Source organism: Lysobacter luteus (assembly GCF_907164845.1).
GTDB lineage: Bacteria > Pseudomonadota > Gammaproteobacteria > Xanthomonadales > Xanthomonadaceae > Novilysobacter > Novilysobacter luteus.
The window spans coordinates 1,855,228-1,881,463 of sequence record NZ_OU015430.1; the positions used below are offsets into that span (position 1 = coordinate 1,855,228).

At 66.9% G+C, this 26,236-nt stretch carries 21 protein-coding genes; 17 read left to right on the forward strand and 4 right to left on the reverse strand.

Annotated elements, in window-relative coordinates:
- From dapD to map, 3 genes are read right to left on the reverse strand one after another with little or no spacing between them, the layout of a single operon-like run.
- On the reverse strand, window positions 1–921 hold the full coding sequence (dapD, locus tag KOD61_RS08645) for a 2,3,4,5-tetrahydropyridine-2,6-dicarboxylate N-succinyltransferase (protein WP_215218307.1): 921 nt from the start codon (window positions 919–921) through the stop codon (window positions 1–3).
- On the reverse strand, window positions 918–3,560 hold the full coding sequence (gene glnD / locus KOD61_RS08650) for a [protein-PII] uridylyltransferase (protein WP_215218308.1): 2,643 nt from the start codon (window positions 3,558–3,560) through the stop codon (window positions 918–920). The genes dapD and glnD overlap by 4 nt, the downstream gene beginning before the upstream one ends.
- The gene (gene map / locus KOD61_RS08655; RefSeq protein WP_215218309.1) at window positions 3,557–4,333 is read right to left on the reverse strand and encodes a type I methionyl aminopeptidase; all 777 of its coding nucleotides are present in this window, start codon (window positions 4,331–4,333) and stop codon (window positions 3,557–3,559) included. The genes glnD and map overlap by 4 nt, the downstream gene beginning before the upstream one ends.
- A gap of 293 nt (window positions 4,334–4,626) precedes the next feature.
- Between map and KOD61_RS08660 the strand changes: the two genes are divergently transcribed.
- The 8 genes from KOD61_RS08660 to tsf all read left to right on the forward strand — a co-directional run bounded on the left by KOD61_RS08660 (window position 4,627) and on the right by tsf (window position 12,581).
- Window positions 4,627–5,118, forward strand: coding sequence for a Csu type fimbrial protein (locus tag KOD61_RS08660; protein WP_215218310.1), 492 nt, complete (start codon window positions 4,627–4,629; stop codon window positions 5,116–5,118).
- A 188-nt stretch (window positions 5,119–5,306) separates the two neighbouring features.
- A complete protein-coding gene (locus tag KOD61_RS08665) occupies window positions 5,307–5,744 on the forward strand; it encodes a Csu type fimbrial protein (protein WP_215218311.1) in 438 nt (145 codons plus the stop codon).
- 1 nt (window position 5,745) lies between these two features.
- The gene (locus KOD61_RS13010) at window positions 5,746–6,513 is read left to right on the forward strand and encodes a fimbrial biogenesis chaperone (protein ID WP_251370555.1); all 768 of its coding nucleotides are present in this window, start codon (window positions 5,746–5,748) and stop codon (window positions 6,511–6,513) included.
- Window positions 6,464–8,848 (forward strand): fimbria/pilus outer membrane usher protein, encoded by a 2,385-nt coding sequence (locus KOD61_RS08670; protein ID WP_251370556.1) that lies wholly within the window; start codon window positions 6,464–6,466, stop codon window positions 8,846–8,848. Before KOD61_RS13010 ends, KOD61_RS08670 begins: the two co-directional genes overlap by 50 nt.
- 95 nt (window positions 8,849–8,943) lie before the next feature.
- Entirely contained in the window at window positions 8,944–9,864 is a 921-nt protein-coding gene (locus KOD61_RS08675) for a Csu type fimbrial protein (RefSeq protein ID WP_251370709.1), read from the forward strand.
- Between the two features lie 185 nt (window positions 9,865–10,049).
- Window positions 10,050–10,361 carry a hypothetical protein gene (locus KOD61_RS08680; RefSeq protein WP_215218313.1) on the forward strand — a complete coding sequence of 104 codons (312 nt, stop codon included), beginning with the start codon at window positions 10,050–10,052 and terminating at the stop codon, window positions 10,359–10,361.
- 356 nt (window positions 10,362–10,717) lie between these two features.
- A complete protein-coding gene (rpsB, locus tag KOD61_RS08685; RefSeq protein WP_215218314.1) occupies window positions 10,718–11,566 on the forward strand; it encodes a 30S ribosomal protein S2 in 849 nt (282 codons plus the stop codon).
- A gap of 145 nt (window positions 11,567–11,711) precedes the next feature.
- Window positions 11,712–12,581, forward strand: coding sequence for a translation elongation factor Ts (gene tsf, locus KOD61_RS08690; RefSeq protein ID WP_215218315.1), 870 nt, complete (start codon window positions 11,712–11,714; stop codon window positions 12,579–12,581).
- A gap of 146 nt (window positions 12,582–12,727) precedes the next feature.
- Here the strand turns inward: tsf and KOD61_RS08695 are convergent, their stop codons facing one another.
- Window positions 12,728–15,772, reverse strand: coding sequence for a TonB-dependent receptor (locus KOD61_RS08695; protein ID WP_215218316.1), 3,045 nt, complete (start codon window positions 15,770–15,772; stop codon window positions 12,728–12,730).
- Between the two features lie 278 nt (window positions 15,773–16,050).
- On the opposite strand from KOD61_RS08695, the gene pyrH reads away from it, so the two are divergent.
- The 9 genes from pyrH to lpxD all read left to right on the forward strand — a co-directional run bounded on the left by pyrH (window position 16,051) and on the right by lpxD (window position 26,221).
- Window positions 16,051–16,773: a UMP kinase gene (gene pyrH, locus KOD61_RS08700; RefSeq protein WP_215218317.1), complete on the forward strand. Its 723-nt coding sequence runs from the start codon at window positions 16,051–16,053 to the stop codon at window positions 16,771–16,773.
- A gap of 80 nt (window positions 16,774–16,853) precedes the next feature.
- Window positions 16,854–17,750 (forward strand): cation diffusion facilitator family transporter, encoded by an 897-nt coding sequence (locus KOD61_RS08705; protein ID WP_215218318.1) that lies wholly within the window; start codon window positions 16,854–16,856, stop codon window positions 17,748–17,750.
- Window positions 17,751–17,813: 63 nt separating this feature from the next.
- A complete protein-coding gene (gene frr / locus KOD61_RS08710; protein ID WP_215218319.1) occupies window positions 17,814–18,371 on the forward strand; it encodes a ribosome recycling factor in 558 nt (185 codons plus the stop codon).
- A 32-nt stretch (window positions 18,372–18,403) separates the two neighbouring features.
- Window positions 18,404–19,162, forward strand: coding sequence for a polyprenyl diphosphate synthase (gene uppS / locus KOD61_RS08715; protein WP_251370557.1), 759 nt, complete (start codon window positions 18,404–18,406; stop codon window positions 19,160–19,162).
- Window positions 19,159–20,010: a phosphatidate cytidylyltransferase gene (locus tag KOD61_RS08720; RefSeq protein ID WP_215218321.1), complete on the forward strand. Its 852-nt coding sequence runs from the start codon at window positions 19,159–19,161 to the stop codon at window positions 20,008–20,010. Before uppS ends, KOD61_RS08720 begins: the two co-directional genes overlap by 4 nt.
- A 2-nt stretch (window positions 20,011–20,012) precedes the next feature.
- Window positions 20,013–21,188: a 1-deoxy-D-xylulose-5-phosphate reductoisomerase gene (locus tag KOD61_RS08725; protein ID WP_215218322.1), complete on the forward strand. Its 1,176-nt coding sequence runs from the start codon at window positions 20,013–20,015 to the stop codon at window positions 21,186–21,188.
- 30 nt (window positions 21,189–21,218) lie between these two features.
- Window positions 21,219–22,583, forward strand: coding sequence for an RIP metalloprotease RseP (gene rseP, locus KOD61_RS08730; RefSeq protein ID WP_215218323.1), 1,365 nt, complete (start codon window positions 21,219–21,221; stop codon window positions 22,581–22,583).
- A 117-nt stretch (window positions 22,584–22,700) separates the two neighbouring features.
- Window positions 22,701–25,184 carry an outer membrane protein assembly factor BamA gene (gene bamA / locus KOD61_RS08735; RefSeq protein WP_215218324.1) on the forward strand — a complete coding sequence of 828 codons (2,484 nt, stop codon included), beginning with the start codon at window positions 22,701–22,703 and terminating at the stop codon, window positions 25,182–25,184.
- A gap of 17 nt (window positions 25,185–25,201) precedes the next feature.
- Window positions 25,202–26,221 carry a UDP-3-O-(3-hydroxymyristoyl)glucosamine N-acyltransferase gene (gene lpxD, locus KOD61_RS08740; RefSeq protein WP_215218325.1) on the forward strand — a complete coding sequence of 340 codons (1,020 nt, stop codon included), beginning with the start codon at window positions 25,202–25,204 and terminating at the stop codon, window positions 26,219–26,221.
- Window positions 26,222–26,236: the final 15 nt, after the last annotated feature.

Consider the following 26,236-nt stretch of genomic DNA (forward strand, 5'->3'; position numbering starts at 1 on the left):
TCAGTCGGCCAGGCCGCGCAACAGGTCGTTGATGCTGGTCTTGGACCGGGTCTTCGCATCGACCTGCTTGACGATCACCGCGCAGTACAGCGAGTGCGAACCGTCCTTGGCCGGCAGCTGGCCCGACACCACCACGCTGTACGGCGGCACCGATCCGTAGGTGACCTCGCCGGTGGCGCGGTTGTAGACGCGCGTGCTCTGGCCGAGGAACACGCCCATGCCGATCACGCTGTGGTGTCCGACGACAAAGCCTTCGACCACCTCCGACCGGGCGCCGATGAAGCAGTGGTCCTCGATGATCGTCGGGGTGGCCTGCAGCGGCTCGAGCACGCCGCCGATGCCGGCACCGCCGGACAGGTGGCAGTGCTTGCCCACCTGCGCGCACGAGCCGACCGTGGCCCAGGTGTCGACCATCGTGCCCTCGCCGACGTGGGCGCCGATGTTGACGAAGCTCGGCATCAGCACCACGTCCTTGCCGATGTGGGCGCCGCGGCGGACGATCGCGCCGGGCACCACGCGCGCGCCGAGCTGGCGGAACGCGGGTTCGTCGAACTCGGCGAAGCGGGCCGGGATCTTGTCCCAGAACGGCGCCGGGTAGGATTCCACCACTTCCATGTCCTGGGTGCGGAAGTACAGCAGCACCGCCTTCTTGAGCCACTCGTTGACGGTCCAGCCGCCGTTGCCATCGGGCTCGGCGACGCGGAACTCGCCGTTCTCGATGCCCTCGATGACGCGCTCCACCGTCGGCCGGGTCGATCCTTCCATCTCTTCGGGCGTCAACATCGTGCGGCGCTCGAAGGCGCTGTTGATCACCACCTGGAGCTCGTCGGCCGGCGACATGGGCGCGGTCGCCTTGCGTGCCGGGGTCTTCCTGGTCGCCTTTTTCGCGGGGGTCTTGGCGCTCTTCCGTGGGGGACTCATGGTGCATCTCCTTCGAGGCAGGCGAGCAACGCGTCGCTGAGCGCCTGCTGGCGTGCGGGGTCGAGCGGCCGGTCGCGGCCGTCGCTGGTGGTGGCGGTGATCTGGAACACGTCCTCGGCGCGCTCGCCGAAGGTCGCGATGCGTGCGTCGTGCACGCGCATGCCCTGGTTGCGCAGTGTCTGGGCGACGTCGGCCAGCAACCCGGGGCGGTCGGTGCAGACCAGGCTCAGGGTGGTGCGGCCGTTGTCGGCCTCGTCGAAGGCGATGCGCGGAGCGATGCGGAAATGACGCAGGTGGCGCGGCAGGGTGCGGCGGGCCGGGCGGATGTCTTCCAACGGTCCCACCAGCGCGCGTGCAAGGCGCGTTTCGACATCACCGGCGGCGGGGGCGTGCCGCGTGTCGGCGGGGATCACTTCGAACGTGTCGAAGATGGTGTCGCCCGGCCCGTCCAGCACGCGTGCCTGCTGGATCGCCAGCCCGGCCCGGTCGAGCGTGGCGACGATCGCCGCGAACAGACCATCGGCGTCGGGAGAATGCACGAACACCTCGAGCGCACCGGCATGGGCGGGCACCTGGCGCACCCGCACCACGGTCGATCCCGGCGCGGCGTCGCGCAATGCCTCGCCCTGCCACGCCAGCTGGTCAGCGCGACCGCGCTGGAACCCGACGGCCGGCATCCGGGCAAACAGCGCATCCACCCCGCTGGCCGCCATGCCCTGCCCGACCAGCAACGCGCGGACGGCCTCACGCGTCTCGGCGCTGCGCTCCTCGGCTGCAAGCGGATGTTCCAGGCCACGCCGCAATGCGAGCCTGGTCGCGCTGTAGAGGTCGGCCAGCAGCCGGTCCTTCCACGCATTCCACAGCTTGGGGGAGGTGCCGGCGATGTCGGCGCAGGTCAGCAGGTAGAGATGGTCCAGCCGCTCGCGGTCGGCCACCGCGGTGGCGAAGCGGTGGATCACGTCGGGATCGGCGATGTCCTGTTTCTGCGCGGTCATCGACATCAGCAGGTGCTTGCGCACGAGCCATTCAACCAACGCCGCGTCGGACTCGCCCAGGCCCATGGCCAGGCAGAACGCGCGGGCATCGTCGGCACCCAGTTCGGAATGGTCGCCGCCGCGCCCCTTGGCGATGTCGTGGAACAGCCCGGCGAGCAACAACAGCTCGGGCTTGCGCAGGCGTGGCCAGGCCTCGTGCACCAGCGCGAAGCGCGGGTCGCGCTCGCCCGATGCGAACGCCTGCATGTAACCCAGCACGGCCAGCGTGTGCTGGTCGACCGTGTAGACGTGGAAAAGGTCGAACTGCATCCGGCCCGAGACCTTCTGGAACGCGGGTATCCAGCGCCCCAGCACGCCCAGGCGCGCCATCCGGGTCAGGCTGCGGACCGGCTGGTCGCCGCGCAGCAGGCCGAGGAACTGCCGGCGCAGTTCGTCGTCGGCATTGGCGAAGTCGGGAAAGTCCGGCAGAGCCTCGGCCAGTGCACGGGCGGTGTGCGAATGCAGGCCACGGGTCTCCCCGCGACAGGCCCAGGTCTCGAACAGCGCCAGCACTTCGGACGGCGCGTGTGGCCAGTCGGCGTCGCGCGCGGCCAGGTAGCCGCGGCGCAGCTCGAACAGCCCATCCAATGGTTCGGGTTCGGCCTCGCCCTGCAATTGCTCCTCGAACCGCTGCAGCAACCGTTCGCCGATGCGCAGCACCAGCGATGCGCTGCGGTAGAAGCCCTGCATCATCTGCTCGACTGCGAGCGTGCCGCCGGAGTCTTCGAACCCCAGTCGCGCGGCCAGCAGTTTCTGGTAATCGAAGCGCAACCGCTCCTCGCGCTTGCCGGCGACCAGGTGCAGGCCATAGCGCAACCGGGCCAGCGCGCGTCGCTCCCGCTCGATGGTCGCGACCTCGTCGGCACCCATTTGTCCGAATGCGACCAGCGACTCCATGTCGGCCGTGCCGATCACGCGCAGGGCGATCCAGTGCAGCGTCTGCACGTCCCGAAGGCCACCGGGGCCTTCCTTGAGGTTCGGCTCGAGGTTGTCGGCGGTATCGCCATAGCGGGCGTGGCGCTCCACCAGTTCGTCGCGCTTGGCCTCGAAGAACGCCTGCGGCGGCCAGACCACGCGCGGCGACACCGCGGCCTGCAGCTCACGCCGCTCGTGTTCGTTGGCCGCCAGCGGGCGGGCCTCCAGCAGCGCGGTCAGGACGGTGATGTCGTCCACCGCCGCCTCGGTGCATTGCCCGAGCGAGCGTACGGCGTGGCCGACCGGCAGCCCCGAGTCCCACAGGACCGCGAACAGCCGCGCCAGGTCGTCGGCATGCGCCTGCGACGCGGCCGGCGCCGCCATCACCAGCAGGTCGACGTCGGATTGGGGGTAGAGCTCACCCCGCCCGTATCCGCCCACGGCGAACAGCGCCAGTTCGGCCTCCGCCGGGATGCAGCGCTGCCAGGCCGCCTGCACCAGCGCATCGACTGCCGCGGCGCGTTCGGCCAGCAGGCGGTCGATGTCGGAATCGGCATCGAAGCGGGCGGCGAAGCCGGCGTCGGCCTGCGCCAGCTCCTCACGCGCCCGGGCGGCCCAGGCGGCGTCCTCCTGTCCCGGGTGCTGGGCAGGTCCCGCCGTACCGCGGTCGGCCGGGACGACGCCGGTCATAGGTCGTTGTCGTCACCCGGCAGGCGGGTGAGGATCTCGACGCCGTCGTCGGTCACCGCGACCGTGTGCTCCCACTGCGCCGACAACTTGCGGTCCTTGGTCACCACCGTCCAGCCGTCCGGCAGGACGCGGGTGTGGCGGGCGCCCTCGTTGATCATCGGCTCGATGGTGAAGGTCATGCCCGGCTTCAGCACCACGCCCTGACCGGGCCGGCCGTAATGCAGCACCTGCGGTTCGTCGTGGTAGACCTTGCCGATGCCATGGCCGCAGTACTCGCGGACCACGCTGAAGCGCTCGGCCTCGGCGTAGGCCTGGATCGCGGCGCCGACGTCACCGAGCGTGGCGCCCGGCTTCACCGCGCGGATGCCGCGGAACATCGCCTCACGGGTCACCTCGACCAGCCGCCTGGCCATCACCGACGGCGTACCGACCATGTACATGCGGCTGGTATCGCCGTGCCAGCCGTCCTTGATGACGGTGACGTCGATGTTGACGATATCGCCGTCCTTCAAGACCTTGGCCTCGTTGGGGATGCCATGGCAGATGACGTTGTTGACCGACGTGCATACGGTCTTGGGGAAGCCCTTGTAGCCCACGTTGGCCGGGGTCGCCCCCTGGACGTTGACGATGTGGTCGTGACAGATGCGGTCGAGCTCTTGGGTGGTCACGCCCGGCTTCACGTGCGGGGCGACGACCTGTAGCACCTCGGCGGCCAGACGGCCCGCGACGCGCATTTTTTCGATGTCTTCGGGGGTTTTGAGGGTAATTGCCATCCGCCCATTATCCCCGATTTGGGCCCAAGACTGTCCGACCGGCCATCATCAGTAGCTGCCGCCGCCCCGCCCCAGGCCGCCTGCAGTCACAGAATAAATGGGACTGAATCAGATATTCAGCCTCCTTGACGTCGCTCCTTGACCGGAAATGACGCAAATGGTCTCTTATGGCCGACGTCACACTTCAGCCTTGACGCCCAGCCAACATTCTGACACCAAAAAGTTGGCACGCGGCTTGCGTATGTCCTTGGCGACCTTTCCCGAACTGCGCCCAATGCGCCGGAGCTTCACCGATGAATCTTGTCCAGACCGCTGTCCTCACCGCCCTGATTGCCGGCGGCGCCATGGCGCCTGCCTACGCCGAGACCAAGACCTCCACCTTCGATGTCACCATGAAGATCAAGAAGTCTTGCGATATCACCGCCACGGAAAACGTTGCGTTTGGCGAGCAGCTCGCTTCGGCCGGTTCGGTCGATGCAACGGGCTCCGTCAGCGTCAAGTGCACCAAGAACACCCCGTACCAGGTGAGCCTCAACGGCGGTGGCGCCGCTGATACGTCAGCACGGCGCATGCTGAGCGGCACGGCCGCCATCCCCTACCAGCTGTACCAGGAAGCCGGCCGTTCCACTGTCTGGGGCAATACCGCCGCGGATGACAAGGAAGCGACCGGCACCGGGTTCAAGGGCGCTGCAACCAAGCATGTCGTTTATGCCCGCGCGACGCTGGACGGCGACCAGGTTGCCGGTGACTACACCGACACCGTCACCGCCACCGTGACGTTCTGAACCAAATGGCATCGAGCCGTCCTCATGTCTGTAACGGCCGGGAGCGCATGGGCGTGCGTCAAGCCGCCCATGCCGCTTTGTCCCGGTAGCCCGGGACCATTGCTGACATGAAGTTGAGTACGCCGGTAGTTTGCGCGGCGCTTCTTGGCTTCGCTTTGATGGCTCCCCAGGCACGGGCGGAATCGCTCGTGACCGATTTCGATGTCTACCTCGATGTAGCCGCAAGTTGCAGCTTCACCGGCACCAAGGATATTGCGTTTGGCAACCGCGCCGTCGTACCCGGGCAGCAACTCGAGGCATCCGGCTACTTGAAGGTCCGCTGCAATGTCCCGGTCGCCTACAAGATCAGCCTCGACGATGGCCTGCACGGCAGTGGCATCTCTGATCGACGGATGAAGGCGAGCTCGGGAGACACCATTGCCTACCAGCTCTACAGCGGAAACAGCAGTGCTCGACCATGCAGCTCCGCAGGCGGCGTGCAATGGGGCGACGCGAGTGGCGGGTGCATCTACAACGCTTCGTTCGGGGGCACCGAGCAGTCGATACCGGTGCTCGGAAGGCTCACGATCGATGACCCGGGCGCCGGCAGCTACAGTGACACCATCACAGCAACCATCACCTACTGAAATGGCGACTGACTTCTCCCACGCGATGAGCCGGAGACCTCCCACGGCGTGGGCCCGGATCACACTGGCGGCGCTGGCGTGCTTCTGCATCCCTGCGTTTGCCGCGAGTCTCCAGGTCGCACCTACGCTGGTGGAACTCGCTGCGAGCGAGCGCGGTGAAGCCGTGTGGCTTACCAACACTGCGGCCGACACCCCGACACGCGCGCAAGTGCGTTTGTTTCGCTGGACCCAGAAGAACGGCGAGGACATCCTCGAGCCAACCAGCGATCTCGCCATAAGTCCGCCGCTGACCGAGTTGGCAGGTGGTGCGCAGCAACTGGTACGCGTCATCCGCACCGGCCCGCCGCCAACGGGTGCCGAAGCCAGCTATCGAATCATTGTCGACGAGGTTCCGCGCGCGGAATCCTCCGACCAGACGGGGCTGAACTTCCTGCTGCGATATTCGATTCCGGTGTTCGTACTGCCCGTAACCGAAGCGCCCATCGGCTACGACCTCGCGCCTCGCCTGGAAAGTACGGGCGAGCAGGTGATGCTGGTGGTGACCAACCGTGGGCTCCAGCACGCCCAGATCGCCGACCTCTCGTACGTTGACCGGAGTGGCGCGCGCCACGAACTCATGAGTGGGCTGGTTGGCTATGTCTTGCCCGGCCAGACGATGCGTTGGTCGCTTCCATCAGCCGGCAGGGATTACTCCGGCGGCAGTTTCAAGGCACGGATCAATGGCGAAGCTGTCGAGCAGACGCTCAAGCTCCACCCTGCGTCGGGTTAAGCCGCTGCTGTTGGCTGCCCTCTGGCTGCCCGCGAATGTGCTTGCCGTCACCACTGCGGTACCGCTGCTTGAACCCGACCCGCCCGGCCAGGCGGACATCACGCTGTACCTGGACGTCGAGCTGAACCAGCAGGCGACCGGCCTTTTGTTGCCGTTCGTTTCACGCAACGGGCGTCTGTACGCGAGCCCCGATACGCTCTCCCGGCTTGACTTCCAGGTAGCCGATGCTGGGCCCGGAGAGCTGATCGCGCTGGATCAGCTGCGCGGCGTGGAGGTGCACTACGACGCCTCGATGCAGCGGGTGTCGATCTCCGCGCCGCTGTCGCAGCTTGACCTGCAGACCACCATCGTGGGAGTCGATCGAACCGAGGTAGTCCCGGCAACCAATTCGCCCGGATTGCTGCTCAACTACGATCTCTACGTCAATCACGGTGACCTCTCCAGCAACGCCACCGCTTTTGCGGAGCTGCGGGCGTTTGGAGGCAAGCTCGGCGTCTTCAGTACCACCGCAGTGACGAGGGCGTTTCGCACTTCGGAGACGGACTGGAGCGGAGACAGCGTGCGTCTGGATTCGAGCTGGGACCTGGCCTTCCCGCAATCCATGTTGAGCCTGCGCGTCGGCGATGTCACAACCGGCAATCTCAGCTGGACCCGTGCCGTGCGGGTCGGCGGCATTCGTATCGGTCGCGACTTCGGGCTGCAGCCCTATCGCGTGACCACGCCCCTGCCCGCGTTCCTGGGCGAAGCGGCCGTCCCCTCGCAACTCGAGCTCTACGTCAACGGAGTCCGCCAGTATTCCGGCGAAATTCCGGTCGGCCCCTTTCAGCTGATCTCCCAACCGGGCATCAACGGCTCGGGTAACGCGCAGGTGGTCATCACCGACGCGTTTGGCGCCGTCCGGACCCTTGATTTCCCGTTCTACGCAACCCAGAGCCTCCTGGCCCGGGGACTGTCCGACTGGTCGGTCACCGCTGGCCTGGTCCGCGAAGACTACGGCTTGCGCTCGTTCTCCTATGGCGACGCGCTCGTTGGCAGTGGCGAATGGCGCTACGGCGTCAGCGACGACCTGACGGTGGAGGCGCATGGCGAGGGTGGCGACGGCCTTGCCAACGTCGGGGCCGGAGCCGTGTGGTCCATGGGTCAACTCGGCGTGGTCAGCGCGTCGTACACCGATAGTCGCTGGGATCAACACACTGGCTCGCAGACCGCCCTCGCCTACAGCTGGAACAGTCCCCGTTTCAACCTGTCGTTGAGTACCCAGCGCACCCACGGTGACTACCGGGACATCGCCTCCGGATACGGGCAGGCGCCCGCAAGGATCAGTGAACGTGCATTGGTTGGCTGGAACGCGCCTTCCGTCGGCAACATCGGCGCGAGCTATCTTCGACTTCAATATCCCGGGGCCGAGGCGAGCCGGTACGCGAGCACGTACTGGAACCGGAGTTTCGGCGGGAACTCGGCGCTCAATCTGAGCGTCAACCAGAATCTGGACGACAGCGAGGATCGCAGCCTGTATCTGGGGATCTCGGTCAGCCTGGGTGAACGTCGCATGCTCAACACCTCGTTGCAGCGCAATGCCGGACGCGACAGCATAAATGTCGACGCCAGCCAATCGGTTCCCACGGATGGCGGGCTGAGCTGGCGACTCCAGGCCAGCCACCTGGATCCCGATGCCTACCAGGGGCTGGCCGAAGCCGGTTGGCTGGGGGATTACGGTCAAGTCAGCGGTGGCGTCGCGGGCGGCGGCGAAAGCTGGTACGGGTACGCGGGCGCCAACGGCGGGCTCGTGTTGATGAGTGGCGATGTATTTGCATCGCGCCGCGTCAACGATGCGTTCGCGGTCGTCTCGACCGGCGACATTCCCGGCGTTCCGGTAAAACTGGAGAACCGGTTGGTCGGCAGCAGCAACGACAACGGCCTGCTACTCGTGACCCCACTGAACGCCTGGCAGCGGAACCGGCTGGCAATCGATCCGATGGATCTCCCGGCAGACATGAGGCTCGGCAAGGTGGAAATGTTCGCGGTGCCAAGTGACCGGGCCGGCACCGAAGTCCAGTTCGAGATACAGCCCGTGCGTGCGGCGGTCGTGGTCCTGCATGATGCTGGAGGCGTCCCTCTCGCCGTCGGGAGCAGTGCCGCGCTCATCGACAATCCAGCGTCGGCCGCGTTCGTCGGGTATGACGGCGAGGTCTACCTGGACCTGCTCGGTGACGACAACGTCCTTCAGGTCACAACGCCCGAAGGCGTCTGTCGGGTCAGCTTCGAATACCCCATCTCGCCGGAACCGATTCCCCGAATCGGTCCGTTGACCTGCATACCGGAGGCTTTGCCATGAATTGGCTGCGTACCCTAGTCGTAGTTTCGCTGGCAATCTCGGGATATCTGTTCGGTATCTTGGAGGCCCGGGCCGGGACCACGTGTACGGCCGATATGTCCAATCTGGCATTCGGCAATGCGAGTACGACTACGGCGTCGATCACTTATAAATGCGAGACCGACACCTTCCCGTCAGCCGCGGACACGGCGGTCTTGCAAATGTGCTTCGCCATCGGAGAAGGCAGGTCTCCTGGAAGCACAGTGGCCCAACGGAGCATGAATGACGGGGTGGACAAGCTGTATTTCAATGTTTCAAAGGATCCGGGCGCGCCTTCGAACGATTGGGGCAACACGCCAGGAACCTACAAGAGGGTGGCGATTGAAGTTCCTCTGTCCGCATCGGGGTTTCTGGGGTTGCGGAGAACTGGTTCCGCTACAGGCAACGTTACGGTTTATGGCCGCATTCCCTCGCGACTCGGCGCAGCAGCAGGCACTTATACGAACGAGTTCCAGGCAGGCGATACAACCCTGATGTATCGCTACAACGACACGCTTTTCGGATCTGGCGACCCGGTGGACTGCCAGAGTGGTGGCGCGCCGGGCGTGCCCGACGCATTCCCATTCAAGGCGACTGCCGCGGTCCTAGGCAGTTGCTCGGTCGTCACCGCGAGCAACATGAACTTCACGCCTGGCGGAATGCCGTTGTCGGGCACGAGTACCGGCAATCTCGCCAGTAGTTCAACCATTGGACTCACCTGCACCAACCGAACCGCCTGGCAGGTGGGGCTGGATGAAGGGCTGTACCCGAGCGCCGGCGTTCGGCGCATGTGCAACACCGACGGGGCCTGCCTCAGCTACCAACTTACCCAGCCCGATGGTGCCACCCCGTGGGGCGACGACCTCGACGTCAACACCGTCGTTGGCATCAGCGAAGGCAGCCGACAGTCTCTGACCGTCCATGGTCGGGTCAACGACCAGCCCCTTACCCAGGCTGGCCGCTACAGCGATACCGTCAAGGTCATCCTGACGTACTGATCCGTGCGACCACTGCGCCGCAGCCACGCTAAAAGCCAGCGAAATCGAGCAACGGTCCGGACCAATTTGTAACGAACGCCACAGAAACGCGGTCCCGCGGCTATCGGCGGCTCAATTTTTGCTTGGGCCGGCCGACAGATCAACTGATCCCTCCCACCCTGATCAGTGGGCCATCGGAGCAGTTGATGCGTATTTTCAGAGTTGCGACGGCCTTGGCCGTGCTCGGCATGGCACTGACCACCCCGTGCGCCGCCATTGGCGCTTCGATCAAGGTGGGCATCACGATTGTCACGGGTTGCAATGCCAGTACAGCAAGCTACTCCGACCACGCCTCCACTCCTGCGATACATGCCGACTGTTCAAAGAACACGCCCTTCAACGTGCTGGTGGGCCAGCGTCCCATGACAGATGGTCGGTCCAGGCCTGCTCACGTTCCTGGCGAAGCCCAGTTAGCGGGACCGGACCAGAATTTTCGAATCGCGACGCTGACCTTTTGACGCGCCAACCTGGACAGCCGCTTCAAGGCAATATCCGTTCCACGGCACGCAATCGCGTTGTCAGCGGACATCTTCTTGCGCCCCGACGCGGGCGCGCGTATCCTTGATCGGCTGCGCAAGCCTTGTGCTTCCGTTCCGCCCACGCCGGGCGTCACCGGCGAATCCACACCCGCTGTAGAAACCCCGTGCCGGGGTGTTCCGTTGGAGTCGTGGGCGTCAGCCCATCAAGCGCCATCTGGAATTCGGCCACGGAAGCAGCGGGGAAGCTCAACCCCGGAATCCTTTGCCCTGGCCCATGCCCGGGCAGCCGCCCCAACCTTTCCGGCGGCCGGATTCCCATATCGGAGTGTCAAGCAATGCCCCAGATCACCATGCGCCAGATGCTGGAAGCCGGCGTCCACTTCGGCCACCAGACCCGTTACTGGAACCCGAAGATGGGCCCGTACATCTTCGGCGCCCGCGGCAAGATCCACATCATCAACCTCGAGAAGACCGTTCCGCTGTTCAACGACGCGATGAACTTCATCTCGGGCATCGCCCAGAAGCGCGGCATGATCCTGTTCCTGGGCACCAAGCGCAGCGCGCGCGAGGCGATCAAGGAAGAGGCCGAGCGTTGCGGCATGCCGTACATGAACCAGCGTTGGCTCGGCGGCACCCTGACCAACTTCGCCACGGTCAAGAAGTCGGTGTCGCGCCTGAAGGAGCTGGAAGCGGCCGAGACCGACGGCACCTTCGAGAAGCTGGTCAAGCACGAAGTGCTGGGCCTGCGTCGCGAGCGCGACAAGAAGGAAGCCTCGCTGGGCGGCATCAAGGAGATGAACCGCCTGCCCGACGCGCTGTTCGTGATCGACATCGGCCACGAAGACATCGCGATCAAGGAAGCCCGCAAGCTCGGGATCCCGGTCGTGGCGGTGGTCGACACCAACTACGACCCGGCCCTGGTCGACTACGCGATCCCGGGTAACGACGACGCCATCCGGGCCGTCCAGCTGTACGCCCGTGCCGCCGCCGACGCCGTGCTGGAAGGCAAGGCCGCCGCGCCGCAGGCGGCCAGCGTCCGCGAGGAAGACTTCAACGCCGAAGGCGAAGCCGGCGACAAGCCGCGCCGCGCCCCGGCCAAGAAGGCCGCCCCGAAGAAGGAAGCCGCCAAGGCCGAGGACAAGCCCGCCGAGGGTGAGTCGGCTGAAGCACCGGCCGCCGAGTAAGCGCGATGTCATGCGGCCGCGCCATGCTGCGCGGCCGCACTTTCCTGTAGGAGCGGCTTCAGCCGCGATCCGTAACGGACGGCAGCTCGCATCCCGTCGCGGCTGAAGCCGCTCCTACACACCCCCGAATTCAGAGGTAACCCCCATGGCAGAGATCACCGCTTCCCTGGTCAAGGAACTGCGCGAGCGCACCGGCGCCGGCATGATGGAGTGCAAGAAGGCGCTCACCGAGAACAACGGCGACGTCGAAGCGTCGGCCGAGTGGCTGCGCAAGCAGGGCCTGGCCAAGGCTGACAAGAAGGCCAGCCGCGTCACCGCCGAGGGTCGCATCGTCTCCGCGCAGGCCGACGGCAAGGCCGTGCTGGTCGAGATCAACTCCGAGACCGACTTCGTCGCCAAGGACACCAACTTCCTGGCCTTCACCGAAGCCGCTGCCGACGCCGCCCTGGGCGCCGCCGACATCGACGCACTGAAGTCCACCAAGCTGTCGTCCGGCGACACCGTCGAGGAGGCCCGCTCGGCCCTGATCGCCAAGGTCGGCGAGAACGTGCAGGTCCGCCGCATGGCCCGCATCGACAGCAGCAACACCGTGGCGGCCTACGTCCACGGCGGCCGCATCGGCGTGCTGGTCGAGCTGAAGGGCGCGAGCGACGAGCTGGCCCGCGGCATCGCGATGCACGTGGCGGCGATGAACCCGCCGTACATCTCGCCGGCACACGTCCCCACCGATTTCGTCGCGAAGGAGAAGGAAATCGCCCTCGCCCAGGTCAAGGACACCGGCAAGCCGGCCGAGATCCTGGAGAAGATGGTGTCGGGCAAGGTCGCCAAGACGGTCAACGAGATCTGCCTGACCGGCCAGCCGTACGTGCTGGACACCAACCAGAGCGTTGAGCAGGCCCTGAAGGCCGGCGGCGCCGAGGTCATCAGCTTCGTCCGCCTCGCCGTCGGCGAAGGCATCGAGAAGCAGACCGACGACTTCGCGTCGGAAGTGATGAAGCAGGCCGGCCTGGCGTAAGCCACCCGTCATGCATCAAGAGGCCGCGGGCAACCCCCGCGGCCTTTTTTTTTGCGTCCTGCACAAAGAACAGGGCCGCCTTGCGGCGGCCCGAATGAGAGAGAGACACCCGGCGCGGCAAACGACCGCGCCGGGATTTTTGTCGCTTAGAAGTCGTACCGCAGGGCAAACCGCACGCTGCGCGGGGTCGAGTAGCTCAGGACCCGATTGCTGTGTGCGTACGGCACGCCGGGGCCACCCAGCTCGCCGTACTCGACGATGCTCTGCGCTTCCTGCTCGTCGAACACGTTGAACACGTCAAGCGAGAACTCCAGCGCGTTGTCCGCCCAGTTCGGGGCATACGCGACGCCGAGGTCGAGCTTGTTGGTCCACGGCAACCGGCCGCTGGTGCCACGCGGCACCGGCTCGCCGTTGCAGAAGTGGTAGTACGGACCACCGTAGGAGTAGAACTCGATGAACTCCTCGTCTTCCGGCGAGTTGTTCGGGTAGTAACCGGTGCAGTTCTTCGGACGGCCGGACTGGAAGGTCGCGGTGGCCGAGAAACGCCATTCCGGGGTCAGCTGGTAGAAGCCATAGCCCTTGATGTAGTGGCGCCGGTCGTTGGGCAGGTAGCCGTTGGCGTACTCCATCAGCTCCGGGTGATCCCAGTCCATCGTCTGGGACACGTCGCCCTGGCCGACGTCGGACTTCAGCTGGCCTTCGGCGTTGCCGTAGTTGCGCGACAGGGTGTAGTCGATGCGGCCGTACCAGGTGCCGTCGAACGGACGCTCGACGAAGAAGTCGATGCCCTGGTACATGCGCTTCAGCTTCGGGAAGCCCAGCTCTTCGGCGGTGAGGGCCACCTCGACGAGGTTGCCGCTGCCGTCATCGAGCATGAACGTGTTGTCCTCGCCCGGGTTGAACAGGCGGCAGGACGCCAGCTCGTTGCCCAGCTGGTCGGCCATTTCCTCGGACATGCCGCGGGCGATCGCCCAGTTGTAGGCCGGACGGTAGTCGCACATGTCATCGATGGCGGCCTTCAGATCGCGATGCACGTAACGCGCACCCACGTTGATCTGGTCGGTCAGGCGCTTCTCGAAGCCCAGCACGAACTCGTCCTGGTAGTGCGAGTCCAGGCCCTTGGCGGTCACCGAATCCGGGTGCGGCGCCTGGCCATACTCGCGGTTCGACGAGTACGGACCATCACCCAGCGGAGTCAGGCCGATCGGCGCACCGGTGACCGGGTCGATGCCGGTGAAGGCGAAGTACTCGTTGGTGTAGAGCGAACCTGCCGCGCCGCGCAGCGCCACGTTGTTGGGCATGGCCAGGTGGTAGCGACCGGCATTGGCAAACAGCTTGAGCGAAGCGTCCCCGAAGACGTCCCAGCTCGCGCCCAGGCGCGGCGCCCACTGGTCCTTCTGCTCGGCATACACCTCGCCGTCGGCGTTGAAGTTCTCGAACGCCTCGTTGCGCAGGCCCAGCGTCAGCAGCCAGTTGTCGGTGACCTGCCAGCGGTCTTCCAGGTAGTACGCCGACTGGTCGACCGAGAAGGTGCCACCGTTCGCGTACCGGTACTGCGACACGTAGTCGCCGCTGCCACCCGGGCACACGGCGCCGCCGCCACCCTGGATCGGCTCGCCGGCGGCACCCGGTCCGCAGGAGCTGTAGATCCAGCGGTAGCCGGCCGGGCCGGAGGTCACTTCGCCAGCGCGCGAGGTCGAGTCCTGGCGGTCATAGCCGACGCGCAGCGAATGGCTGCCGACCTGCCACTCCAGATCTACGCGGAAGCCCTCGGTCTCGTCGAAGGCATCCGGGAACGCGAGCTGCGCATAGGTGCCGCGCTGGACCGGATCGGCCACCGACCGCGAATCGCTCACGTAGACGACGCTGGGGTCATAGCCGAACGGAACCGCGATGTGATCCTGTTTCTGCGTGCCGTACATGGCCGTCAGGGTCAGCGAATCGGTCAGGTAACCGGTGTACTTGCCGACGTACAGCTCGCCGCCGTCCTCGTAGAAGTAGCCACCGGTCTTCTCGTAGCCACGGATGGTCTCGTCGGTGCCCGGGGTGTAGGTGTACGGGAAGTAATCCACCGTCTGCTTGGTGATGTCGGAGACGGCGGTCAGCTCGACGATGTGGTTGTCGGTGATGTTCCAGTCGATCTTGGCCAGCCAGCGCGGAATCTCGTAGTGGGAGTCGCGATAGCCGTTGGTGGCACCACCCGGCCGGGCGAGCACGCTGGACTGGTCCTGCTCCTCCATCTCGCCGCCGACATACATGAACAGGCGGTCCTTGATCAACGGGCCACTGGCGTACATGCCGTAGCTCCACGAGTTGACTTCGATCTCCTCACGCTTCTGGTAGATCAGGCCGTCGTTGGGAGTCCCATTGTCGGGATAGAGGATGTTCTCGTAGTCGGCACGCAGGCTGGCGGGCCGGTAGGTCATCAGGCCGCCGAACTTCCACTCGTTGCCGCCGCGCTCGGTCACGATGTTGACCACTCCGCCGGTCGCACGGCCGAACTCGGCGCCGTAGCCGCCGGTGATGACCTGCATCTGGCTGATGCCGTCAAACGGCAGGCTGGTGGAGCCGAGGTTGGTGAGCGGGTTGGTGACCGCGTAACCGTTGATGTAGAACGCGTTCTCGGACGCGGCCGAGCCGCCGAAGGACGCCGTACCCGGGTAGCGGGAGTCCGCCTGGACAACGCCCGGCGCGAGCAGCGCCACCGACTCGATGCTGCGACCGACCGGCAGCTTCTCGAGCTGCTGTGCGGTGAACGTGGTGCGCGTATCGGTCGAGGAGACGTCGATGAACGACGCTGCCGTGCCGGTCACGACGATACGGTCAAGGTCGGTCGCCGAGCCGTCCGCGGCACCGCCTGCGGAGAACGACACCTCGCGGCCACCACCCAGGGTGACCTGGACGTCTTCCTTGGTGGCCAGCACTTGGCCGTCGCGCTGCAGGGAGACGGTGTACTCACCGGTGGGAAGCGCGGTCGCACTGTAGCGGCCGTTGGCGTCCGCCGTGATCTGGCGGGTCAGGCCGGTGTCGACGTTCTGGATGACGACAACGGTTCCGGGCTCGCCGGTGGAACCGAAAATCGAGCCCGCGGCATTGGACTGGGCATGCGCGACCCCGGAAGCAAAACAGACACCGAGTGCGACGGTCAGTGCACTACGACGCAAAGCGCGGTTGAAGGTGGGTTTTGACACTGGTGACTCCCCTAACGCAGTCGGAAGGAAACCCTTTCGGGCCGGCCGACTATGACTTTGGTCACGGGGACGTAACAAGGCGCTAAGGAAACATTTATGTAGAAATGTGACCTACGTCACGTTTTTGCCGGAACAAAGCCACTTGCCATACTGGCAAAGCTGTGGCCGGCGCCTATTTAGTAATGTGTGGCACTTGTGAAACGCATCGGGATGTTGTCTGCAGCTGCCGGGCGGGGCGCTGCCGTTACAATTCCCGCGCCCCCTTCCGAGACGATCCCATGCCCCAGCTCGCCTATCGCCGCATTCTCCTGAAACTGTCCGGCGAGGCGCTGATGGGGAGCGAGGACTACGGCATCGACCCCAAGGTCATCAACCGCCTCGCCAACGAGGTGATCGAGGCCCAGGCGGCCGGCGCGGAGATCGCCCTGGTGGTGGGTGGCGGCAACATCTTCCGCGGCGCCGGCCTTGCGGCCGGTGGCATGGACCGGGTGACCGGCGACCACATGGGCATGCTGGCCACCGTGATCAACGCACTGGCCATGCAGGACGCGCTCGAGAAGCTCGGCGGCAAGGCGCGCGTGATGAGCGCCATCAAGATCAACGACGTGTGCGAGGACTACATCCGGCGCCGCGCCATCCGCCACCTGGAGAAGGGCCGGCTGGTGATTTTCGCCGCCGGCACCGGCAACCCGTTCTTCACCACAGATTCGGGCGCGGCACTGCGCGCGATCGAGATCGGGGCCGACCTGCTGCTCAAGGCGACCAAGGTCGACGGCGTCTACGACAAGGATCCGAACAAGCACCCCGACGCCGTGCGCTTCGACCAGCTGAGCTACGACGAGGTCCTCGCCCGCAACCTGCAGGTGATGGACACCGCCGCGTTCGCCCTGGCCCGCGACAGCGACCTGCCGCTGCGCATCTTCGACATGAGCCAGCCCGGCGAACTGCTGCGCATCCTGCGCGGCGAGCAGATCGGCACGCTGGTGCAGGGACGCAGCTGAGCAGAGTGCGCGCTGGGGCAACCGCATCCCTGCGGGCGACGGAATAGTGTCCGCGCGCACGGCGTGACAGCATCTCGTCCATGCACGCCCACGACCACCATCAGGGCACCCGCGCATTCGCCGCGGTGACCCTCATCAACCTGGCGTTCACCGTCATCGAAGCGGGGTACGGCTTTGCCACCAACTCGCTGGCATTGCTGTCGGACGCGCTGCACAACCTCGGCGACGTGCTGGGCCTCGGGTTGGCCTGGGGCGCCGCGGTGCTGGCCCGCCGGATGCCGACCGATCGCCACACCTACGGCTGGCGCCGCGCCACCCTGCTCTCCCCCCTCGCCAACGCGGTGTTGCTGGTCGCCTTCTCGGGCGCCCTTGCATGGGAAGCGATCCGGCGCTTCAACGCACCGCCCGAAATCCCGGCGTGGCCGGTGATCCTGGTGGCGTTGCTTGGCATCGCGGTCAACCTGGGATCGGCCTGGTTCGTGCGCGACGGACATGACCACGACCTCAATCGTCGCGGCGCGTTCCTCCACCTGATGGCCGACGCCGGGGTCTCACTTGCCGCGGTACTCGCGGGCACCGGCATGCTGTGGTTGGGTTGGGCCTGGCTGGATCCGATGATCGCACTGCTGATCGGGCTGGTGGTCGCGGCCAGCGCGTTCGGCTTGCTGCGCGAGAGCTTCAACGCCGCCATGGACGCCGTGCCGCGCTCGATCGACCAGGAGGCGGTGCGCGGTTTCCTGGCCGGGCAGCCCGGGGTCAGGGCGGTCCACCACCTGCATATCTGGTCGCTGGGGGCCGGCGAGATCGCGATGACCGCGCACCTGGTCCGCCCGGACGCTCGCGACCACGATGCCTTCATCGATCGGGTCAACCTGGCGCTCGACCAGCGCTTCGGCATCAACCATCCGACCCTGCAGATCGAGCACGGCACCGCCTGCGAGCACGATCGCCACGACCGCGCGCCGCACGGCCATTAGCACGGGTCCGGCGCGGGGCTCCGCTATACTCCCCGCGATTACCGCACGAGACCGGAGCCGGCAATGCTCGACGAGATCAAGAAAGACGCCCAGACCCGCATGAACAAGAGCGTCGAGTCGCTGCGCCACGACCTGACCAAGGTCCGCACCGGCCGCGCTTCGACCGCACTGGTCGACCACCTGAAGGTCAACTACTACGGGTCGGACATGCCGCTGACCCAGGTCGCCAGCGTGGCCGTCACCGACGCCCGCTCGCTCACCATCACCCCGTGGGAGAAGCAGATGGTCTCCGCGGTGGAGAAGGCGATCATCAACTCCGACCTCGGCCTGACCCCGAATACCGCCGGCACCGTGATCCGGATCAACCTGCCCGCCCTGACCGAGGAGCGCCGCAAGGAGCTGTCCAAACACGTGCACGGCGAAGGCGAGAACGCCAAGGTCGCGATCCGCAACATCCGCCGCGACGCGAACCACCAGGTCAAGGAGCTGCTCAAGGAGAAGCTCATCTCCGAGGACGACGCCGCCCGCAGCGAGACGGAAATCCAGAAGCTGACCGACGACGGCATCAAGAACGTCGACGAGGTGGTCAAGGCCAAGGAGCAGGAGTTGATGGCCGTCTGATGGCAGCGGCGACACTTTCGCCCGCCCAGGCCATGTCTTCCGAAACCGGTTCCGCCGCGCGAATCCCGCGCCACCTGGCCGTCATCATGGATGGCAACGGGCGGTGGGCGCAGCGCCGGCGTCGGCCGCGTGTGATCGGCCACCGCGCCGGGGCCCGCGCGGTCAACGTCTGCGTCGACTTCTGCCTGGCCAAGGGCATCGAGGTCCTGACCCTGTTCGCGTTTTCCAGCGAGAACTGGGGGCGGCCGGAGGATGAGGTCGGCGCGCTGATGAAGCTGTTCATGGGCGCGCTCGAGCGCGAGGTCGACGAGCTCGACCGCCGCGGCGTGCGCGTCCGTTTCATCGGCGAACGCGAGCGCTTCAGCGACGCGATCGTCGCCCGCATGGACGCTGCCGAGGCGCAGACAGCCGGCAACGCGAAGCTGCACCTGGTGATCGCCGCCAGCTACGGCGGGCGCTGGGACATCGCCCGCGCCGCCCGCCTGCTCGCCCAGGACGTGGCCGACGGCAAGCTGCGGCCGGAGGAGATCGACGAGCAGGTTCTGGGCGGGCGCATCACGCTGTCCGACCTCCCCGCGCCCGACCTGTTCATCCGCACCGGTGGCGAGAAGCGGATCAGCAATTTCCTGCTGTGGCAACTGGCCTATACCGAACTGTGGTTCACCGATCTGTTGTGGCCCGAGCTGGATGCGGCGACACTGCAACGCGCGATCGACGACTACAGCGGCCGCGAACGCCGCTTCGGCCTGACCGGCGCGCAGTTGGCCGCTCCCGACGAGACTCCCGAATGACCCGCACCCGTACCCTCGCCGCACTGGTGATGGCCCCGCTCGCGATCCTCGCGATCCTGCTGCTGCCGACCGACTGGATGATGATGCTGGTCGCGGTGGTGTTCCTGCTGGGCCTGTGGGAGTGGTTCGACCTGGCCGAGATCGAGGACACCCTCGCCCGCACCGTGCTGCTGGTCGCCCACCTGGCGGTGATGGTGGCGCTGGTGTGGGCTTCGCGATCGACAACCGGCTTCAGCTTCGTGCTGTTCCAGCTGATGACCGTGGTCGGCGTGATCTGGTGGTTGCTGGCGCTCGCCTGGCTGGGTCGCTACACGTTCGCCAGCGACCATGAGACCTACGCACGCGTGTTCAAGCTGGCCGCCGGTGCGCTCAGCATCATCCCGGCCTGGTGTGCACTGGCGTGGATCCACGCCGGCGAGCCCAATGGCCACCGCTGGCTGCTGACCGCCCTTGCGGTGGTCTGGGCGGCCGACACGGGGGCCTACTTCACCGGCCGCAAGTTCGGCGGCAAGTTGTTCAAGGGCCGCAAGCTGGCACCGCGCATCAGCCCGAACAAGACCGTCGAAGGCCTGGCCGGCGGCATGCTCGCCGCCGTAGCGGCCGGTATCGGCTTCAGCCTGATCGCCGGCGCCGGCGTCGCCCAGTTGCCGGCGGTCGCGCTGGTGTCGCTGGCCGCGGGCCTGTTCTCGGTGGTCGGCGACCTGTTCGAGAGCCTGCTCAAGCGCCACGCCGGTGTTAAGGACTCAGGACACCTGATCCCCGGCCACGGCGGGATCCTCGACCGTCTCGACGGTGTCCTCGCGGCGTTGCCCGCCTTCGCGCTGGGCAAGGCGCTGCTGGGCTTCTGAGCATGAAACGGGTTGCCGTCCTCGGCGCCACGGGGTCGATCGGCGCCTCGGCGCTGGACGTGATCGCGCGCCATCCCACCGCGTTGCGGGCCACCGTGCTCGCCGCCGGCCGCCAGGTCGACGCCCTCGTGGAGTTGTGCCGCCAGCACCGCCCCGAGCACGCAGTGATCGCCGACGAGGCCATGCTTGGCCGCCTTCGCGACCGGCTGCGGGGCGCCGGGCTTTCCACCATTGCCCACGCGGGCGATGCCGCGCTGGTCGAACTGGTCGGCGGCGACGCCTGCGACACCGTGGTCGCCGCCATCGTCGGGGCCGCCGGCCTGCCGTCGACGCTGGCCGCGGCCCGCGCCGGCAAGCGCCTGCTGCTGGCCAACAAGGAATCGCTGGTGCTTGCCGGCGAACTCCTGATGGCGGCCGCGCGCGAAGGCGGCGCAACGATCGTCCCGATCGACAGCGAGCACAACGCGATCTTCCAGTGCCTGCCCGATGCGCCCGCGCGCGACGGTCTGGCGCGGATCATCCTGACCGCCTCGGGCGGGCCGTTCCGCGGCCGCAGCCGGGCATCGCTGCGGGACGTGACGGTCGAGCAGGCCGTGGCACATCCGAAGTGGTCGATGGGCCCGAAGATTTCGGTCGACTCGGCCACCCTCATGAACAAGGGGCTCGAGGTGATCGAGGCCCACCACCTGTTCGACGTCGACGGCGACCGGATCCAGGTCCTCGTGCATCCGCAGAGCCTGGTCCACTCGCTGGTGGAATTCGTCGACGGCTCGACCCTGGCCCAGCTTGGCCTGCCGGACATGCGCACCGCGCTGGCGGTCGGGTTCGCTTGGCCGCAGCGCATCGCCTCGGGCGTCAGCGGGCTGGACCTGCTGGCCGAGGGCGGGCGGTTGGAATTCGAACCGCCGGACCTGGACGCCTTCCCGTGCCTGAGGCTGGCCTTCGACGCGCTGGCCGCCGGCGGCACCGCGCCGGCGGTCCTCAACGCCGCCAACGAAGTTGCTGTTTCAGCGTTTCTTCAGCGCCGGGTGGGTTTCCTGTCGATCCCTGCGATCGTCGAGGACACCCTCGCGGCACTTCCGGCCATTCCCGCGGTCTCACTCGACGCCCTGCACGACGCCGACGCCGCCGCGCGGCGCCACGCCAGCCGTGCGGTCGACGACAGGTCGAGCGCATGACCCTCCTCTCCTCCCACCAGGACCCACGGCATGTCTGAGTTGCTTGGATCGATCTGGTGGCTGATCGTCAGCCTCGGCGTGCTGGTGACTTTCCACGAGTTCGGCCACTACTGGGTGGCACGGCGCTGCGGGGTCCGGGTACTGCGGTTCTCGGTCGGCTTCGGTCGACCGCTGTGGTCACGCCGGGGACGCGACGGCACCGAGTACGTGGTCGCGGCGATCCCGCTGGGTGGTTACGTCAAGATGCTGGACGAGCGCGAGGGCGACGTCCCCGACGGTCAGCTCGACCAGGCCTTCAACCGCAAGTCGGTGTGGAAGCGGATCGCGATCGTCGCCGCCGGCCCCATCGCCAACCTGCTGCTCTGCATTGCGCTGCTGTGGGCGATGTTCGTGATCGGCCGTCCGGACTATGCCCCGGTGGTGGGTGACGCCAACGGCATCGCGGCCGAAGCCGGCCTTCAGCGTGGCGACCGCGTGCTGGCCGTGGGCCAGCGCGAGACCCCCACCTGGAGCGATCTGCAACTTGCGCTCCTACCCGCCGCGCTGGACCGGGCCGACGTCGAGCTGCGGGTCCTGACCGCCAATGACACCCCCGCCCGGCGCATGCTGGCGCTGTCCGCGCTGCCGGCCCGGTTCGACGAGCGCCGCGCGATCGCCGAGATCGGACTGACGCCGCGCCACATGCTGGTCCCGCCGGTGATCGGCCGGGTGGCCCCCGATACCGCGGCATGGGGCGTGCTGGCCGAAGGCGACCGGATCACCGCGATCGACGGCCAGCCGGTGCAGTCGTGGAACGACATCGGCCCGATGGTCCAGCAACTTGGCGATCGCGACGGCCCGGCGATGGTCGAGGTCGAGCGCGACGGCGACCGGCTGGCACTGGAGCTGACGCCCACCCGCATCACCCCCGAGGACGGCGGCGAACCGTACTGGGCGCTCGGCGTGAGTTCGGTGCGGCCCGACATGCCCGAGATGGACGCCGAGCTGCGCCACGGGCCGGTCGCCGCCATCCCGGCCGCCCTGCGTGAAACCGTGCACCAGGCCGGGGAACTGGTCTCCATGATCGGCCGTGCCTTCACCGGCCGGGTCGAGGTCGAGAACACCGTCGCCGGCCCGATAACGATCGCCCGGGCGGCCAATGCCTACGCCGACCAGGGCCCGGCCTGGTACCTGTCGCTGCTGGCGATGCTGTCGCTCAGCCTGGGCATCCTCAACCTGCTGCCGATCCCGATCTTGGACGGCGGTCACCTGCTGTATTACCTTATCGAGCTGGTCAAGGGCAGCCCGGTCAGCGAGCGGACGATGGCTGTCGGGCAGTACGTGGGCCTGGTGCTGATCGTCGGGCTGATGGGCCTGGCGTTCTACAACGACATCGTCAACAACCTGATGCGCTGACGCCATGCCCGTCGAACGTGCCTTTTACCCGGGCCCCACCCGCCTGAGACCCACCCGCCCCGCCTCTGCCCGGCACCTGCACCACGCGGGCGCCGCAGAACCCAACCGGACGTGATGATGACGCGACCCACCAATCGCCGCCTGCTTGCCCTCGCCCTCGCCTCGGCGCTCTCGACCGCCCCGGCATTGCCTGTGCTGGCACAGACGGCCACGGCCGCCCCGGTTGCCCCGTTCACGGTGAGCGACATCCGGGTCGACGGCCTGCAGCGCATTTCCGCCGGCACCGTCTTCACCTACCTGCCGATCGAGCGGGGTGACACGGTCGACCAGGGCCAGGTCGGCGACGCGATCCGCGCGCTCTACAAGACCGGTTTCTTCGAGGACGTGCGGATCGGGCACCAGGGCAACATCCTGGTGGTCACCGTGACCGAGCGGCCGGCGATCAACAAGCTGACCCTGAGCGGCAACAAGGACATCAAGACCGAGGACCTGATGAAGGGCCTGGCCGACATCGGCCTGACGGAGGGCAACACCTTCGACCGGCTGAGCCTGGACCGCGTGACCCAGGAGCTGACCCGCCAGTACAACAACCGCGGCAAGTACAACGTCGCGATCACCCCCACGGTGACGACGCTGCCGCGCAACCGCGTGGACGTCGCAATCGCCGTCAAGGAAGGCAAGGCCGCCCGCATCCAGCACATCAACCTGGTCGGCAACGAGCTGTTCGAGGACGAGGAGATCCTGGACACCTGGGAGTCGGGCGAGCACAACTGGATGAGCTGGTACCGCCGCGACGACCAGTACTCGCGCGAGAAGCTCTCCGGCGACCTGGAAAAGCTCAACAACTTCTACCTCGATCGCGGCTACGTCGACTTCGCCATCGACTCCACCCAGGTCTCGATCAGCCCCGACAAGCAGGACATGTTCATCACCGCCGGCGTGACCGAAGGTGACCAGTACAAGGTGTCCAGCGTGACGGTGACCGGCGATACGGTCCTGCCGAAGGAGGAGATCGAGAACATGGTGCTGGTCAAGCCCGACCAGATTTTCTCGCGCCGCCTGCTCGAGATCAGCTCCGATGCGATCACCGCCACCCTCGGCAACGTCGGCTACGCGTTCGCACAGGTCAACCCGATCCCCGACGTGAACCGCGAGGACAAGACCGTCGGCATCAACATGCAGGTGGTGCCGGGCCCGCGCGTCAACGTGCGCCGGGTGGTGTTCAAGGGCAACAGCCGCACCGCCGACGAGGTGCTGCGCCGCGAGATGCGCCAGTTCGAGGGCAGCTGGTACTCGCAGGCCGCGATCGACCGCTCCAAGATCCGCCTGCAGGGCTTGGGCTATTTCGACACGGTCGACGTCGAGACCCAGCCGGTGGCGGGCACGCACGACCAGGTGGACGTGGTCTACACCGTCAACGAGGTCGCCGCGGGCAGCTTCGTGTTCGGCCTGGGCTATTCCGCGCTGACCGGCCTGAGCACCCAGATCCAGCTGTCGCAGAACAACTTCCTGGGCAGCGGCAACCGCATCGCGGTGCAGGCGCAGCGCAATGCGTACCTGCAGCGCTATGACTTCTCGTTCCTCAACCCCTACTTCACCGACAACGGCGTCTCGCTGGGCTACAACCTGCGCTGGAGCGAGTTCGACAACTCCGACTTCAACACCGCGCAGTACTCGTCCACCAGCGGCGTTGGCCAGGTGGTACTGGGCGTGCCGATCACCGAGACCGACAGCATCACCGCGCTGCTGGGCATCGACAGCAACCAGATCTTCGCCTTCCGCGGCCGCACGCCGGACTCGCTGGTGGACTACATCGACGCCATCGGCCAGCGCACGTTCCACGCCTGGCGCGGCGAGATCGGCTGGGGCCGTAACACGCTCAACAGCGCGCTCACCCCGACCCGCGGCACCAACCAGCGCGTCTGGCTCGAGGCGACCCTGCCGGGCTCGACGGTCGAGTACTACAAGCTCAACTACAGCTTCTCCAAGTTCTGGCCGCTGTCGCGCCACCTGGTACTCAACACGCGCACCGACCTGGGCTACGGCGACAGCTACGGCGACGAGTTCGTACGCAACGTCTGCTTCACCGGCGGCAGCGTGGTCGATACCGACGGCGATCCGGATACCCCGCCGGTGTTCGTGCCAGGCCCGGACCCGACCGAGCCGTGCCTGACCGATTCGCCGGACTTCGTCGAGACGATCACCGCCGACGGCCTGCCGTTCTTCGAAAACTTCTACGCCGGCGGCGTGCGCTCGGTGCGCGGTTTCACCGACAACACGCTGGGTCCGAAGGAGGCCGCTGCGGGCAGCAACTACCTGCAGCCGATCGGCGGCGCGTTCAAGACCACCGGCTCGCTGGAGATGTTCTTCCCGACCCTGATCGACAGCACCGCGGCGCGCGTGTCGGCGTTCGTCGACGTCGGCAACGTCTACCGCGACTTCGACACCTGGGATGCCGGTGAACTGCGTGCATCCACCGGCGTGGCGCTGATGTGGCGCTCGCCGATGGGCCCGATCTCGATCAGCTATGCCTACCCCTTCCGCAAGGAAGAGGGAGACGACCTGGAGCGCCTGCAGTTCACCTTCGGCGGCACGTTCTGACGGCGCCGGACGCCGTCGTGACCCGCGCTGCCGCCACCTTCACCGCCACCGAGCTGGCCCAACGCTTCTCGCTCGGGCTGCGCGGTGACGGTGGAGTGCAGCTGGAAGGCGTCGGCACGCTCGCCGGCGCCGGCGCCGGGCAACTCGCCTTCCTCGCCAATCCGCGCTACCGCAGCCAGCTGGCATCGACCGCCGCCGGTGCCGTGGTCATGCGCGAGGCGGACGCGGACGGATACACCGGAACCGCGCTGGTCGCCGCCGATCCGTACGCGGCCTTCGCGAAGATCTCCGCGTTGTTCGAACCGGTACCGGTGCGCCCGGCGGGCATCCACCCATCGGCCGACATCGACCCGACCGCGACCGTGGCCGCCGATGCCCATGTCGGCGCCTTCGTCAGCATCGGCGCGCGCAGCCGGATCGAGGCCGGGGCGGTCCTGGGTCCGGGTTGCGTCATCGGCGATGACTGCGTGGTTGGTGCCGGCAGCGAACTGATCGCCCGCGTCACCCTGGTTACCCGCGTGCAGCTGGGCCAGCGCGTGCGGATCCATCCCGGCGCGGTGCTCGGCGCCGACGGCTTCGGCCTGGCGATGGACGCGGGGCGCTGGCTCAAGGTGCCGCAGCACGGCGGCGTGGTGATCGGCGACGACTGCGAGATCGGGGCCAACACCTGCATCGACCGCGGTGCGATCGAGGACACCGTGCTCGAAGAGGACGTGCGCCTCGACAACCAGATCCAGATCGGCCACAACGTCCGCATCGGCGCACACACGGCGATGGCGGGCTGCACCGCGGTCGCCGGCAGCGCGCGCATCGGACGCTACTGCCTGATCGGCGGCGGTGCCGGCATCCTCGGACACCTGGAGGTCTGCGACCGCGTGGTCATCACCGCGATGAGCCTGGTCAGCAGCTCGATCCGCGAACCGGGCGAGTACTCTTCCGGGACCGGCCTGATGGACAATCGCAGCTGGCGCAAGAACGCAGCGCGCTTCAAGCAGCTCGACAGCCTCGTCCGCCAGTGGCGCGGGCGCGGTGACTGAAATGGAAGGCGGCCC